General features: G+C 70.7%; 11 protein-coding genes. 6 read left to right on the plus strand and 5 right to left on the minus strand.

Annotated features, from left to right (window positions below):
• Positions 1-25: 25 nt before the first annotated feature.
• Positions 26-874 carry a LysR family transcriptional regulator gene (locus ACQEU1_RS10030; protein ID WP_433198614.1) on the plus strand — a complete coding sequence of 283 codons (849 nt, stop codon included), beginning with the start codon at positions 26-28 and terminating at the stop codon, positions 872-874.
• An 80-nt stretch (positions 875-954) separates the two neighbouring features.
• On the plus strand, positions 955-2544 hold the full coding sequence (locus tag ACQEU1_RS10035; RefSeq protein ID WP_433198616.1) for a long-chain fatty acid--CoA ligase: 1590 nt from the start codon (positions 955-957) through the stop codon (positions 2542-2544).
• On the opposite strand, the gene ACQEU1_RS10040 is transcribed toward ACQEU1_RS10035, so the two are convergent.
• The gene (locus ACQEU1_RS10040; RefSeq protein WP_433198618.1) at positions 2527-4191 is read right to left on the minus strand and encodes a helix-turn-helix domain-containing protein; all 1665 of its coding nucleotides are present in this window, start codon (positions 4189-4191) and stop codon (positions 2527-2529) included. The two genes, ACQEU1_RS10035 and ACQEU1_RS10040, sit on opposite strands and share 18 nt — an antisense overlap.
• A gap of 144 nt (positions 4192-4335) precedes the next feature.
• On the opposite strand from ACQEU1_RS10040, the gene ACQEU1_RS10045 reads away from it, so the two are divergent.
• Both ACQEU1_RS10045 and ACQEU1_RS10050 read left to right on the plus strand, forming a co-directional pair.
• Positions 4336-5691, plus strand: a complete 1356-nt coding sequence (locus ACQEU1_RS10045; RefSeq protein ID WP_433198620.1) for an MFS transporter — start codon at positions 4336-4338, stop codon at positions 5689-5691.
• Positions 5692-5701: 10 nt separating this feature from the next.
• Positions 5702-7318 carry a tannase/feruloyl esterase family alpha/beta hydrolase gene (locus tag ACQEU1_RS10050; protein WP_433198623.1) on the plus strand — a complete coding sequence of 539 codons (1617 nt, stop codon included), beginning with the start codon at positions 5702-5704 and terminating at the stop codon, positions 7316-7318.
• Here ACQEU1_RS10050 and ACQEU1_RS10055 read toward each other — a convergent pair.
• Complete coding sequence (locus tag ACQEU1_RS10055; protein ID WP_433198625.1) at positions 7278-8180, minus strand: LysR family transcriptional regulator; 903 nt, start codon at positions 8178-8180, stop codon at positions 7278-7280. The genes ACQEU1_RS10050 and ACQEU1_RS10055 overlap by 41 nt on opposite strands.
• Positions 8181-8262: 82 nt before the next feature.
• Here ACQEU1_RS10055 and ACQEU1_RS10060 point away from each other — a divergent pair, with 82 nt between their 5' ends.
• Positions 8263-9495 (plus strand): MFS transporter, encoded by a 1233-nt coding sequence (locus ACQEU1_RS10060; RefSeq protein WP_433198627.1) that lies wholly within the window; start codon positions 8263-8265, stop codon positions 9493-9495.
• Here ACQEU1_RS10060 and ACQEU1_RS10065 read toward each other — a convergent pair.
• The gene (locus tag ACQEU1_RS10065) at positions 9464-10114 is read right to left on the minus strand and encodes a hypothetical protein (RefSeq protein WP_433198629.1); all 651 of its coding nucleotides are present in this window, start codon (positions 10112-10114) and stop codon (positions 9464-9466) included. The two genes, ACQEU1_RS10060 and ACQEU1_RS10065, sit on opposite strands and share 32 nt — an antisense overlap.
• A 54-nt stretch (positions 10115-10168) precedes the next feature.
• Here ACQEU1_RS10065 and ACQEU1_RS10070 point away from each other — a divergent pair, with 54 nt between their 5' ends.
• The gene (locus ACQEU1_RS10070; protein WP_433198631.1) at positions 10169-10636 is read left to right on the plus strand and encodes a hypothetical protein; all 468 of its coding nucleotides are present in this window, start codon (positions 10169-10171) and stop codon (positions 10634-10636) included.
• Between the two features lie 46 nt (positions 10637-10682).
• Here ACQEU1_RS10070 and argG read toward each other — a convergent pair whose 3' ends face one another.
• Together argG and ACQEU1_RS10080 are read right to left on the minus strand one after the other, a co-directional pair.
• Positions 10683-12128, minus strand: a complete 1446-nt coding sequence (gene argG / locus ACQEU1_RS10075) for an argininosuccinate synthase (protein WP_433198633.1) — start codon at positions 12126-12128, stop codon at positions 10683-10685.
• 91 nt (positions 12129-12219) lie between these two features.
• On the minus strand, positions 12220-12699 hold the full coding sequence (locus ACQEU1_RS10080) for a hypothetical protein (RefSeq protein WP_433198635.1): 480 nt from the start codon (positions 12697-12699) through the stop codon (positions 12220-12222).
• Positions 12700-12701: the final 2 nt, after the last annotated feature.

Consider the following 12701-nt stretch of genomic DNA (forward strand, 5'->3'; position numbering starts at 1 on the left):
CGTATAGATCGGTTACGCTCTGCGCATGGATCTGCGCCACCTGAAGGCATTCGTCGCCGTGGTGGACGCCGGCACGTTCACCGACGCCGCCACCGCACTGGGCCTCACCCAGGCGTCCGTCTCGCGGTCGGTCGCCGCCCTGGAGGCCACGCTCGGGACCCGCCTGCTGCAACGCTCGCCCCGGCACGTCTCGCTCACCACGACCGGAGCCCAGGTGCTGGAGGGCGCCCGGCGCGTGCTGGACGAGGTCGCGCACCTGCACCGGATCGCCAACCAGTCGCTCACCGAGCTGCGCATCGGTTACGCGTGGTCAGCGCTGGGCAAGCACACCCGGCGCGTGCAGAAGACGTGGGCGCACCACCACGCGGGCCTGCCGCTGGTGTTCGTCCAGTCGAACTCGCCGACCTCCGGCCTCGCCGAGGGCCTGGCCGACGTCGCGGTCGTCCGCACGCCGCTCGACGACCAGCGGTTCGAGACGGCCCTGCTCGGCACCGAACGCCGCTACGGCGTGGTAGCGACGGACAACCCGTTGGCGCGCAAGCGTTCGCTCAAGCTCGCCGACCTCGCCAAGTACGGCATCGCGGTGGACGACCGGACCGGTACGACCACCTTGGACCTCTGGCAACCCGGCAAGGCACCCGCCGTCGTGCGCAACACCCACAGCGTCGACGAGTGGCTCACGCTGATCGCGGCCGGCCAGGCCGTGGGCATGACCTCGGAGGCCACCGCGAGCCTCAACCCACGCCCCGGCGTCGCCTACCGGGCCGTGGTGGACGCGCCACCGATCGCCGTGTGGCTCGCGTGGTGGAAGGACCAGCCGCCGCAGCACCTCACCGACCTGATCACGCTCGCGTGCGACGTCTATCGGGTGTGAGAAAACCCCGCCACAGCACGGGGATGAGTGGACGTTTCCTCCCTCTCGCACCCTCACCAGCTCACTTAGGGTCACGTTCCATGGACGGGCTGATGCAACCCCGGCCGCTCACCATCGCGCACGTGCTGGAGCGGGCCGAGCGCCTCTACGCGCACAAGCAGGTCGTGACCGCGGGCGAGCGGGTCACCTACGCCGAGGTCGCGGCGCAGACCAGGCGCCTCGCCACCGCGCTCGACTCCCTGAAAGTCCCGGCCGGCGCGCGCGTCGCCACGTTCGCCACCAACACCCGGCGGCACCTGGAGCTCTACCTCGCGGTGCCGATCACCAAGCGGGTGCTGCACTCCCTGAACATCCGGCTCTCCGCCGAGCACCTCACCTACATCGTCAACCACGCCCAGGACGACGTCGTCTTCGTCGACCGCGCGCTGCTCCCCCGGATCTGGCCGAGCGCCAGCGAAATGCCGTCGGTGCGGTACTGGGTCGTGCTGCCCGACGACAGCGGCGTGCCCGTCCCCGATGACCCGCGCGTGCTGCTATACGACGACCTGGTCGACACCGAGCCGTTCGCAGGTTCGTTCGAGGACGCGTTCACGCTCGCGGACGAGCACCTCGCGTCCGGCCTCTGCTACACCTCCGGCACGACCGGCCCGCCGAAGGGCGTGCTCTACAGCCATCGGTCGACCGTGCTGCACTGCCTGGGCACGCTCGCGGCCGGGTTCATCGGTCTGTGCGAGAGCGACGTCGTGATGCCGATCGTGCCGATGTTCCACGCCAATGCGTGGGGACTGCCGTACGGCGCGATGATGGCCGGCGCGTCGTTGGTGCTGCCCGGCCCGTCTTCCAATCCGGACCACCTGCTGAAGCTCATGGAGACCGAACGGGTCACCGTCGCCGGTGCCGTGCCGACGGTCTGGACGAGCCTGGTCCCCGGCCTGCGCTCGCACGACCTGAGCGCCACCCGGTTCCTGCTCGGCGGCGGCTCCGCGATCGCCCCCGCCCTGTCGGAGACCTACCTCGCCGCGATCGGCGTGCCCATCACGCACTCCTGGGGCATGACGGAGATCAGTCCGGTCGGCACGATCGGCGGCACCCGGACCCAGCACCGCGACGCCGACCAGGTGGCCGTGCGGGCCGCTCAGGGACAGCCGTTGCCGCTGGTGAACCTGCGGGTCGCGGACGTCGAGACGGGCGCGGAACTGCCGCGCGACGGCACGGCGATCGGCGAACTGCAGGTGGCGGGACCGTGGGTCGCTGGCGGTTACTTCCTGGTGGACGCGGCCGACCGGTTCACCGAGGACGGCTGGCTGCGCACCGGCGACCTCGCCACCATCGACGCCCACGGGTACGTCAGGCTGGTCGACCGGATGAAGGACCTGATCAAGTCCGGCGGCGAGTGGATCTCCTCGGTCGAGCTGGAGAGCGCGCTCGCCTCGCACGCCGACGTGGTCGAGGTCGCCGTGGTCGCCAGGCCCGATCCGCGCTGGGTCGAACGGCCGGTCGCCTACGTCGTGCTGCGCGACGGCAGCGCCACCACGGGCGAGGACCTGCTGCGGCACATCACCCCGCTGGTCGCGAAGTGGTGGCTGCCCGACGAGGTCTTCTTCCGGGCCGCACTGCCGAAGACGGGCACCGGCAAGCTGTCGAAGAGCGCCCTACGAGAGTCCGCCTGAAGACCGCAGCCGGTGCAGTTCGAGGCCGAGGCGCAGTTCGAGGTCGTTCTCGGTGCGCCAGTCGCCGCCCAGCACCTCGCCGACGCGGTCCAGCCGTTTGAGCAACGTGTTGACGTGCACGTGCAACGCGCGCGCTGTCGCCGCGACGTTCGCACGGTGGTCGTAGTAGGTGGTGAGCGTGCCGACGAGATCGGTGCCACGGCGTTCGTCGTACGACGCCAGCGGTCCTACCGACGTGGCGAGGAAGCGGTCGAGGTCGTGGGCCCGCTCCACGTCGAACACCAAGGCGTACAAGGCATAACGGCCAGTGGTGGCGCCACGGTCGGTGTGCCCGAGTGCTCTCATCACCGTGCCGCAACGCCCGGCCAACGAGTACGCGCGCGCCCAGTCGTGAGCCACTGCCCGCTCCCCCACCACCACGACCGGACCACCGCACACGCGCTTCAGGCGGCGGTGGACCTCCTCGACGGTGCGGTCGTCGTCGGTGCTCGGCACGATCATCGTCGCCTTGCCGAGGTGTTCGCCGGCGAGCCCCGACCGTTCCCGCGCGATGTCGTGCAGGTGGCGCACGAGGTCCGCGGGCGCGTCCGACTCGGCGACCACGACCAGGGCGAGCCGGTCGGCGTCGATGTGGCGGGCGTGGGCACGGGACCGCTGGGAGGCGCTGATGCCGGGGCTGCCGACCATCAGCTCGGTCAGCAGCTCGCCGCTCAGCCGTTCGCTCGCGTCGGCGACCGCGCGTTCCTTCAAGATCAGCAATCCCAGGATGTGCGTGGCGCGTTCGAGGGTGCGCAGGTCCATGTCGTCGGAGACACCGTGCTCCAGCAAGGCCTTCCGGCTCCACGACAACGCGCCGAGGTGGCTGTCGCCCGCCCGGATCGGCGCCACGCTGTGCGCGATGCCGTCGACGACCGACGTCGTCACCCGGCCGGACCGGTGGCCTGCGGCGTCGGCCCGGTCCAGCACCACCACGCTGCCGCCGAGCTGCCCGGCGAGGAGCTGGGCGACGTCGTCCGGGGTGCCGCCCTCCAGCACCACTCCCGTCAGCGTCTCGTGGATCGCCTGCGCCCGTTCCACGGACGCGACGTGCTCCTTGAGGCCCCGCAACGCGATCCGGCTCTCCTCGTAGAGGCGGGCGTTGTCGAGCGCGACGGCCGCGTGGTCGGCGAACGCGCTGAGCAACGCGATCTCGCCCGCGTGGAACGACCGCTCGGAGCGGTACGCGGCGAACAACGCGCCCACCACCTCGTCCCTGATCACCAGCGGCACGCCGAGCAGCGCGACGAGGTCCTCGGTGCCGACCAGCCGGTCGAAGCCCGCGTCGTGGTCGATGTGCGTCGAGGCGGCGTAGTTGCGCACCCACTGCGGACGGCGGGTGGCCATCACCTTGCCGCCGAGCCCGACCCCGGCCGGGATCGTCGCGCTCAGGAACGCCGCGGAGATCGTCCCCTCCGCCGCCTTCGCCGACAGCCTGCCGTCCGCGACCAGCGAGAGGTACGTGAAGTCCGTGCCCATCAGGTCGTGGGCGTGCCGGACGATCGACTGCAGCACGTCGTCGAGCTCGCCCAGCGCGGTCAGCGACTTCGCCGTCGCGTACAACGACGCCAGCTCCCGTTGCCTGCGCACCAGCTCGTCCGTTTCGGTCACCGCCCCATTCTCACGCAGAAATCGGTGGAGGAAAGGTCCACCAGACCCAGGTCCGCGGTGTGTGATCCGCACCTCGGCTCGCCGGGCCCTCCGCCCTAGCGTTGGCCGTCATCACCTGCCGGTTCACCGACGAAGGCGGCATGTATGACGACCCCTGTGGCCCAGCCGGAACAGACCCGGCGGCGCGGCTTCCGCAAGCTCCTCACCGCGGGCCTGATCGGCAGCTCGATCGAGTGGTACGACTTCTTCCTCTACGGCACGGCGGCCGCGCTGGTGTTCCCGAAGGTGTTCTTCCCGCAGTCGTCGGCGCTCACCGGCACGCTGCTCGCGTTCAGCACGTTCTGGGCGGGGTTCGTCGCGCGGCCGGTCGGCGGGGTGCTCGCCGGGCACTTCGGCGACAAGTACGGGCGCAAGCCGGTCGTCGTCACGTGCCTCGCGCTGATGGGCGCGGCGACGTTCCTGATCGGCTGCCTGCCGAGCGCGTCGTCGGTCGGCGCGCTGGCGCCGGTCCTGCTGGTGACGCTGCGGTTCCTGCAGGGGCTCGCGGCGGGCGGCCAGTGGGGCGGGATCATGTTGCTGCTGACCGAGTCCGCGAGCCCGAAGCGGCGCGGGTTCGCCGGGACGTTCGGCCAGACCAGCGTGCCGGTCGCGGTGATCATCTCAAACCTGATCTTCGTGGCGGCCAGCGGGCTGATGCCGGACGACGCGTTCCTCAGCTGGGGCTGGCGGATCCCGTTCCTGCTCAGCATCGTGATGTTCGGCGTGGTCCTGTACGTCCAGTCCAAAGTGGAGGACACGCCGGAGTTCCGCGCGTTGCAGAACGAGGTGGCCCGGCCGGAACGCGCGGTGGTCAGGGCGCCGCTCGCGCAGGTGATCCGCTCCCGCTGGGGCACGATCCTGCTCGCCTGCGGGATCCTCTCCGCCACCAACAGCCTGTTCTACGTCAGCATCGCCGGGCTGCTGAACTACGGCACCACGTCGTTGAAGCTCGACCGCAACGGGCTGCTCACGGTGGTGCTGCTCAGTTCCGTCGCGATGCTCGTGGTCCTGCCGTGGTCGGGGCACCTCTCCGACCGGATCGGGCGGCGTCCGCTGATCCTGGTCGGCGGGCTCGGGGTGGCGCTGTGGGGCTTCCCCTACTTCGGGCTGGTCAACACCGCGTCACTGCCGCTGATCTTCGTCGCCGTGGTGGTCGGGTTCGTCTTCCAGAGCCTCACGTACGGACCGATCGCGAGCTTCCTCGGCGAGCTGTTCGCGCCCAACGTCCGGTACTCCGGCGCGTCGCTGTCCTACCAGCTGTCCGCGATCGTCATCAGCGGTGGCACGCCGTTCCTGATGACGGCTCTGATCGCGGAGACCGGCAGCACCCTGCCCGTGGCCGCCTACATCACTCTCATGGGGCTGATCACGTTCGGCTGCGCGTGGTTCCTGCCCGAGACGAACCCCGCCGAGGTCCGTGAGGATCCCGAAGCCGTGCCCGGCACCCACCTCTACCGTTGAAGGGACACCGGTGGTGAAAACCCCTGTCGTGCTGGCCGCCGCGGTCCTGTTGCTCGGCGGAACCCCTGCTCTCGCAACACCTTCCACGTCCTGCGCCGCGCTGGCCGGGGTGGCGGTCCCGGCCTCGGTGATCAGCCTGCCGACGCGCGGAGGCCAGGTCACCGCCGCCGTCGCCACGTCGAGTGTCGTGAGTGGACGAACGATCGCCTACTGCCAGGTCGACGCCGACATCTTTCCGGTCGACCGGTCGGCACCCTCGATCAAGATGCGCGTGGCGTTGCCTTCTGACTGGAACCGCAAGGCGCTGATGTTCGGTGGTGGCGGGTACAACGGCACGATTCCGGCGTTGACCGGCGCCGTGCCGTTCGCCGCCGGGGACGCGCCGCTCGCCCGCAGGTACGTGGTGTTCGCCAGCGACTCGGGTCATCAGCAGACCCCGGGAACGGTGCCGTCGCTCGACGGGTCGTTCGGGGTGAACGACGAGGCGCTGCGGAACTTCGCCGCTGGGGACGCGTTGAAGAAGACCTACGACGCGAGCATGTTCCTCACCAGGCGCGCTTACGGGCGCGGTCCGGCGCGGACCTTCTTCGCCGGCGGGTCCACGGGCGGCAGGGAGGCGCTGGTCGTCGCCCAGCGGTGGCCGGACGCGTTCGACGGGGTGATCTCCGGCTTCCCGGCGTGGAACAACCTCGCCGAGGGCCTGTACCTCGGGTACCTGACGCAGGTGCTGGCGCGGCCCGGCGCGTTCCCCGGGCCGGCCGAGCAGACGTTGTTGTACGACAGCGTGATCAGCGCGTGCGACGGCGCGGACGGGGTGCGCGACGGCGTCGTCTCGAACCCCTCCTGCCGGTTCGACCCGCGCACGCTGAGGTGCCCGCAGACCTCTGCTTGCCTGACGGACGCGCAGATCGAGGCGGTGACGGCCATGTCCACGCCGCTGCGCTGGCCGTACCGGGTCGCGAGCGGCGAGACGAACTACCCCGGCTTCCCGTTCCTGTCCGGCGCGGACATGCGGACGCCGTTCCTCGGGTTCGGCACCACGCCCCCGGCGAATCCGATGCCGGCCACCAGCGGGTACGGCCTGCAGTACTGGGACCAGTGGGTGAAGCACTTCCTGACCCGCGACCCCGGCTTCAGCGCCCTCGATCTCGACCCGCGCAAACCGGGCAAGTGGCTCGCCAGGATCAGCGAGCTGTCGTTGGTCCAGGACCGCAACAACACCGACCTGCGCCCGTTCGCACGGTCCGGCGGCAAGCTGATCCTGATGCACGGCAACGCGGACGAGCTCGTCTCGCACCGCTCGACCAACGACTACTACGAACGCGTCCGCGACCGGCTCGGCGCCAGGGCGACGGACGAGTTCCTGCGGTACTACCTGGTGCCCGGCGCCAACCACGCGAACTTCGGCACCCCGGCGTTCGCCGCGGGCTGGGACTCGCTGACCGCGCTCGAACACTGGGTCTCGGGCGGACGGGCACCGCGCTCCCCGGTCGTCACCGACCTGACCCGCGCCAGGACCCGGCCGCTGTGCGAGTACCCGGCCTGGCCCCGGTACCGCGCGGGCGACCCGGACGACGCGGCGAGCTTCAGCTGCGTGGCTCCCCGAGCCGGAACACCTCGTGGATGACACCGATCAACGCCCTGGTCGCGGCGCTCGGCCTGCGCCCGGCAGGCCAGGCGAGACCCAGCGGCCAGGTCAGGTCCGCGCCCGTCACGGTCAGCTTCCTGACGCCCGGCGCGGCCCCGATGATGTAGTCCGGCAGCAACACGACGCCCAGCCCGTGCCGCACGAAGTCGACGCCCGTGAAGATGTCGGACATCTCCACGGTCACCCGGCGCGGCACGGCGCAGGCGGCGAACGCCCGGTCGGCCACCATCCGGTTGCCGTAGCCGAGCGGCGAGTCGATGAAGTCGAGCCCCGCGAGGTCGGTGATCGGCACCTCGTCCCGCGCGGCCAGCGGGTGGTCGAGCGGCACGACGAGGTCCATCACCGACTGCGACAGCTCGTCGAGCACGATCCCGTCCGGCACCTCGCCGGGCAGCGACACGAACGACAGGTCGAGCCGGCGGTCCAGCAGCTGCTCGACGAGGCCGAGCGACCCGGACGTCGCCGCGTTCGTGCGCACCAGCACGCCGGGGTGGCGGCGGTGGAACTCGCCGAGCAGCTCCGGCAGGTTGATCAGCGTCACCGACGTCAGCGTGCCGAGCCGGACCGTGCCGGTCAGCCCGCCCTGGGCCTGCGCGACGGCGTCCCGAGCCTCGCTGACGGCGTCCAGCACGGCCTGCGCCCTGGGCAGCAACGCCTCGCCCGCGTCGGTGAGCAGGACGCGTTTGGAGTTGCGGTCGAGCAGCGACGCGCCGAGCTCGCGTTCGAGCGTCTTGATGGCGGCCGAGACGGCGGACTGCACGACGTGCACGCGCGCGGCGGCACGGGTGAAGCTCGCCTCCTCGGCGACCGCGACGAAGTACTCGAGCTGACGCAGGTCCACACCAGCGAGTATCTCATCTTTTGATGATCGCTAGCTTCAACTTTCGTTGGACGTGATGCTTGCAGGTCCGCACAGTGGTGGCATGTCTCTGGTCCTCGACTCGCCCCCGGTCGCCGAACGACCCGCCGAGAGCAAGCACCACGGCCGCGGCTTCTGGGCCGTCGCGCTCACGTTCCTCGTCGCGAGCGCCTACTCCACCGTGCCCGCTCCCCTGTTCCCGCTCTACGTCGCGCGCGAGGGCTTCACGACGTTCGACATCACCGTGGTGTTCGCGGCGTTCGCGGTCGGCGTGGTGATCAGCCTGGTGCTGGCGGGCCACGTCTCGGACTGGGTGGGCCGCAAGGCGATCCTCATCCCCGCGCTGACGCTGGAGATCGTCTCCGCGCTGCTGTTCCTGACCAGCACCTCGCTGTCCGTGCTGATCGTGGCGCGGGTGGTCAACGGCCTGGGCATCGGCATGATCGTCGCCACCTCCACCGCGTACCTCTACGACCTGCACGCCAAGCACCGTCCCGGCGCCACCCCGCGGCGGTTCGAGATCGTGTCCACGGCCGCGAACATCGGCGGGCTCGGGGTCGGCGCGCTGGTCGCGGGCGTGCTCGCCCAGTACGCGCCGGCGCCGTTGAGCACCCCGTACGTCGTGCTGGCCGTGCTGCTCGTCGTGTCGGTGGCCGCGGTCGCGCTGACGCCGGAGACCGTCGACCGCCGGCGCGTGCCCTACCGGCCGCAGCGGATCTCCGCCGACCACGGCGACCGGCGCGGCTACCTGGCCGCCGGTGCCGGCGCGTTCGCCGCGTTCTCGGTGTTCGGCGTGTTCACGTCGGTGTCGCCGGGGTTCGTGGCGGGCGAGCTGCACCACCCGTCACGGCTGCTGGCCGGGCTCGTGGTGTTCCTGGTGTTCGGTGGCGCGGCCGTGGCGCAGACGGTGACCGGCTCGCTGTCCGCCGGTGTCCGGCGCGTGCTGGGGCTCGGCGGTCAGGCGCTGGGTCTGGTGCTGGTGGTCGCCGGGATGCACGCGACGAGCTTCCCGTTGTTCCTGGTCGGCGGGGCGGTCGCGGGCATCGGCGCGGGCGTGCAGTTCAAGTCGTCGATCGGCGCGGTCGCGGCGATGGCGGCCCCTGCCAGGCGCGGCGAGGCGCTGGCGACGCTGTTCTTCATCGCCTACCTCGGGCTGAGCGTGCCGTCGCTGTCGATCGGTCTCGCGACCCGCTACCTCACCCCGACGACCGTGATGACCTGGTTCGCCGGGGTCCTGCTGGTGCTGCTCGCCGGGGTGGCGGCGCTCAGTCGACGTACACCGCGACCGGGTGCGTGACGTCCTCGGGACAGGTGAGGACGTTCAGGTTGCCCGCGTCGCCGAACTCCCACTCGACGTCCTCACCGGACGGTTCGTGCGTCGCGAGCGACAGGGTCTGGCGTTGGACGGCACCGCACCGCACGCAGGGGAACTCGACCGGCCCGCTCCACGCCGTCCAGCCGCCGATCTTGGTGCCGCCGGAGACCTTGTCGCCGTGCTCGGCGAACCGGATGGGCTCGAGCACGTTGACCGTCGGCACGTACTGCTCCACCTGCTCGGACGGCTCGGGCTCCTCCTCGATCAGCTCGAAGACCGTCGTGGAGTCGCGCCACACCAGCCGCACGTCCGGGCCGTAGCCGTTCGGGAGGTCGTGGTGCAGCGTGCACAGGAAGACCTGGAGCACGTCGGTGCCGTCGGGGAACGGCAGCTCGGGGAAATCGCGGCGGTAGAGCTGCACGGCGCCGACGAACGGCTCGCCGCCGCTGCTCGGGTCGTGGGCGCTGCCGTCGCAGTGCGGCCACGGGTCGTCGATCGGCCACAGCATCGGGCCGCCGATGTGGCTGTCGGCGTCCGTCGGGTCGCCCGCCAGGGGGTTGAGCAGCACCGCGGGCCTGACCCGCTCAGCGTCGATCGGCACAAGCCCGAAGGCTAGCGGGGTAACGATGTCCCGCCTCGCACCGACCCCGGTGGCATGAGGTTCTTGATCGCGCTGCTCGCCGTCCTCACCGCCGGGTGCAGCACCGAGGTCACCGGGTCCGGTTCGGGGTCCACCGTTCCGACGACCGAGCGAACGACTGAGCGGACGACGACCGAGCAGGCGCCGACCACCACCGAGGCGGCGGAGAAGACCGCTTTGGACGGTGTGCCGCCCGACCAGTACGAGGGCATGCCGTCGCAGTACTGCGACAGGCCGTTCGCCGGCGCGCTGGGCAAGCCGATGCTGGCGGTCGTGGTGGAGACGCCGGCGGGCCGCCTGAACTGCGACCAGGCCGGGGCGGTGCTGTTCGACTACTACGCGCAGCGGTCCGACCCGAAGACCGGGCTGCCGGCGCTGAAGATCGGTCCGATGTCGTGCAACCAGGTCCCCGAGGGGATCATGCCGCAGGTCGTGTGCGCGGACGCGGACAACGTCATCTACTCGATGTGGCCCCAGACGTGAGAAAACGGGGTGGGAGCCGCGTGCTCCCACCCCGTTCTCGCCGGGACTAGTCCGTGCCGAACTCCATCGCGGCCGCGTCGAGCAGCTCGTCGGCCTCCGACACCTCACCGCGCGAGGCGATGGCCTCGGCGCCGCCGTCCGGGACCTCGCCGATCAGCTGCGTCGGCTCCGGCTGGGCGGAGATGAGCGCCGACTGGCGGGTGCCGACCATGCCGAGGCCCGCGAAGAGCTCCAGCTTGGCGCGCGAGTCCGCGATGTCGAGGTTGCGCATGGTCAGCTGGCCGATGCGGTCGACCGGGCCGAACGCCGAGTCCTCGGTGCGTTCCATCGACAGCTTGTCCGGGTGGTAGCTGAACGCCGGGCCGGACGTGTCGAGGATCGAGTAGTCGTCGCCCCTGCGCAGCCGCAGCGTGACCTCGCCGGTGACCGCGGCGCCGACCCAGCGCTGCAGCGACTCGCGCAGCATCAGCGACTGCGGGTCGAGCCAGCGGCCCTCGTACAGCAGCCGGCCGAGCTTGCGGCCCTCGTTGTGGTACGCCGCGACGGTGTCCTCGTTGTGGATCGCGTTCACGAGGCGGTCGTAGGCGATGTAGAGCAACGCCATGCCGGGCGCCTCGTAGATGCCGCGGCTCTTGGCCTCGATGATGCGGTTCTCGATCTGGTCGGACATGCCGAGACCGTGGCGGCCGCCGATGGCGTTCGCCTCCAGCACGAGGTCCACGGCGTCGTGGAACTCCTTGCCGTTGATCGTGACCGGGCGGCCCTGGTCGAAGCCGATGGTGACGTCCTCGGTCGCGATCTCGACCGACGGGTCCCAGAACTTGACGCCCATGATCGGCTCGACGATCTCGATGCCCTCGTTGAGCAGCTCGAGCGACTTGGCCTCGTGGGTGGCGCCCCAGATGTTCGCGTCGGTCGAGTACGCCTTCTCGACGGACGAGCGGTAGGGCAGGTCACGCTCCAGCAGCCACTCGGACATCTCCTTGCGGCCGCCGAGCTCGCTCACGAACGCGGCGTCGAGCCACGGCTTGTAGATGCGCAGCGAGGGGTTGGCGAGCAGGCCGTAGCGGTAGAACCGCTCGATGTCGTTGCCCTTGTAGGTGGAGCCGTCGCCCCAGATCTGGACGTCGTCGTCGAGCATGGCGCGCACGAGCATGGTGCCCGTGACGGCCCGCCCGAGCGGGGTCGTGTTGAAGTACGCGCGGCCACCGGAGCGGATGTGGAACGCGCCGCAGGCCAGCGCCGCGAGGCCTTCCTCGACCAGCGCGGCACGGCAGTCGACGAGCCGCGCGATCTCGGCACCGTACGTCCCGGCGCGGCCGGGGACGGTGTCGATCTCGGGCTCGTCGTACTGCCCGATGTCCGCGGTGTACGTGCAGGGCACAGCGCCCTTCTCACGCATCCACGCGACCGCGACGGAGGTGTCGAGACCACCGGAGAAGGCGATGCCGACGCGTTCGCCGGCTGGGAGTGAAGTGAGCACCTTGGACACGTAGAGAATTATGCACGAAGGTGTATGTCCATGCACCCCCTAGACCCCTGTTAGCTACCCCTCATTGCTGTCGCCGCAGGTCACGGGCCTTTCAGGCCGGGTCGAGCTCGTCCGCTTTGGCTCGCATGTACTCGATGTCACCCTCGCCGCCGAACGCGCGCATGGCAGTAAGGGCCGCATAGAGGTGCGCGCCCGCGTAGGGGTCCTGCTCCTTGCGTTCGTAGACCTCGTTGAGCAACGGGTCGTACATCGCGTGCATCATCGCCGCGAGCAACGCGCGCGCTCGGGCCGCGACACCTTGCGGTGCGGAGGCGTCGAGGATCGGCGTGACGCTCTCCCACACGTCCTCCGGCGAGCCGGGCGGGTAGAGCTGGTTGAGCGCGAGCAGGCCGTTCTCCAACGCGCCCATGACGAGTCGCACCTCGGCCTCGTCCTCGGGCAACGCGCGCGCGACGGCGTCGGCGTCCCGGTCGTGGTAGGCGATGGCGAGCCTCAGCCCGGCGGCCTGGCTGCGGTTCTTGCTCTCGGGCGCTTCGAACCACCACTGCTGTTGCGCGGTCCTGGGGAACATGT

The organism is Lentzea sp. CA-135723, assembly GCF_050936595.1.
In the GTDB taxonomy this organism is placed as follows: Bacteria; Actinomycetota; Actinomycetes; order Mycobacteriales; family Pseudonocardiaceae; genus Lentzea.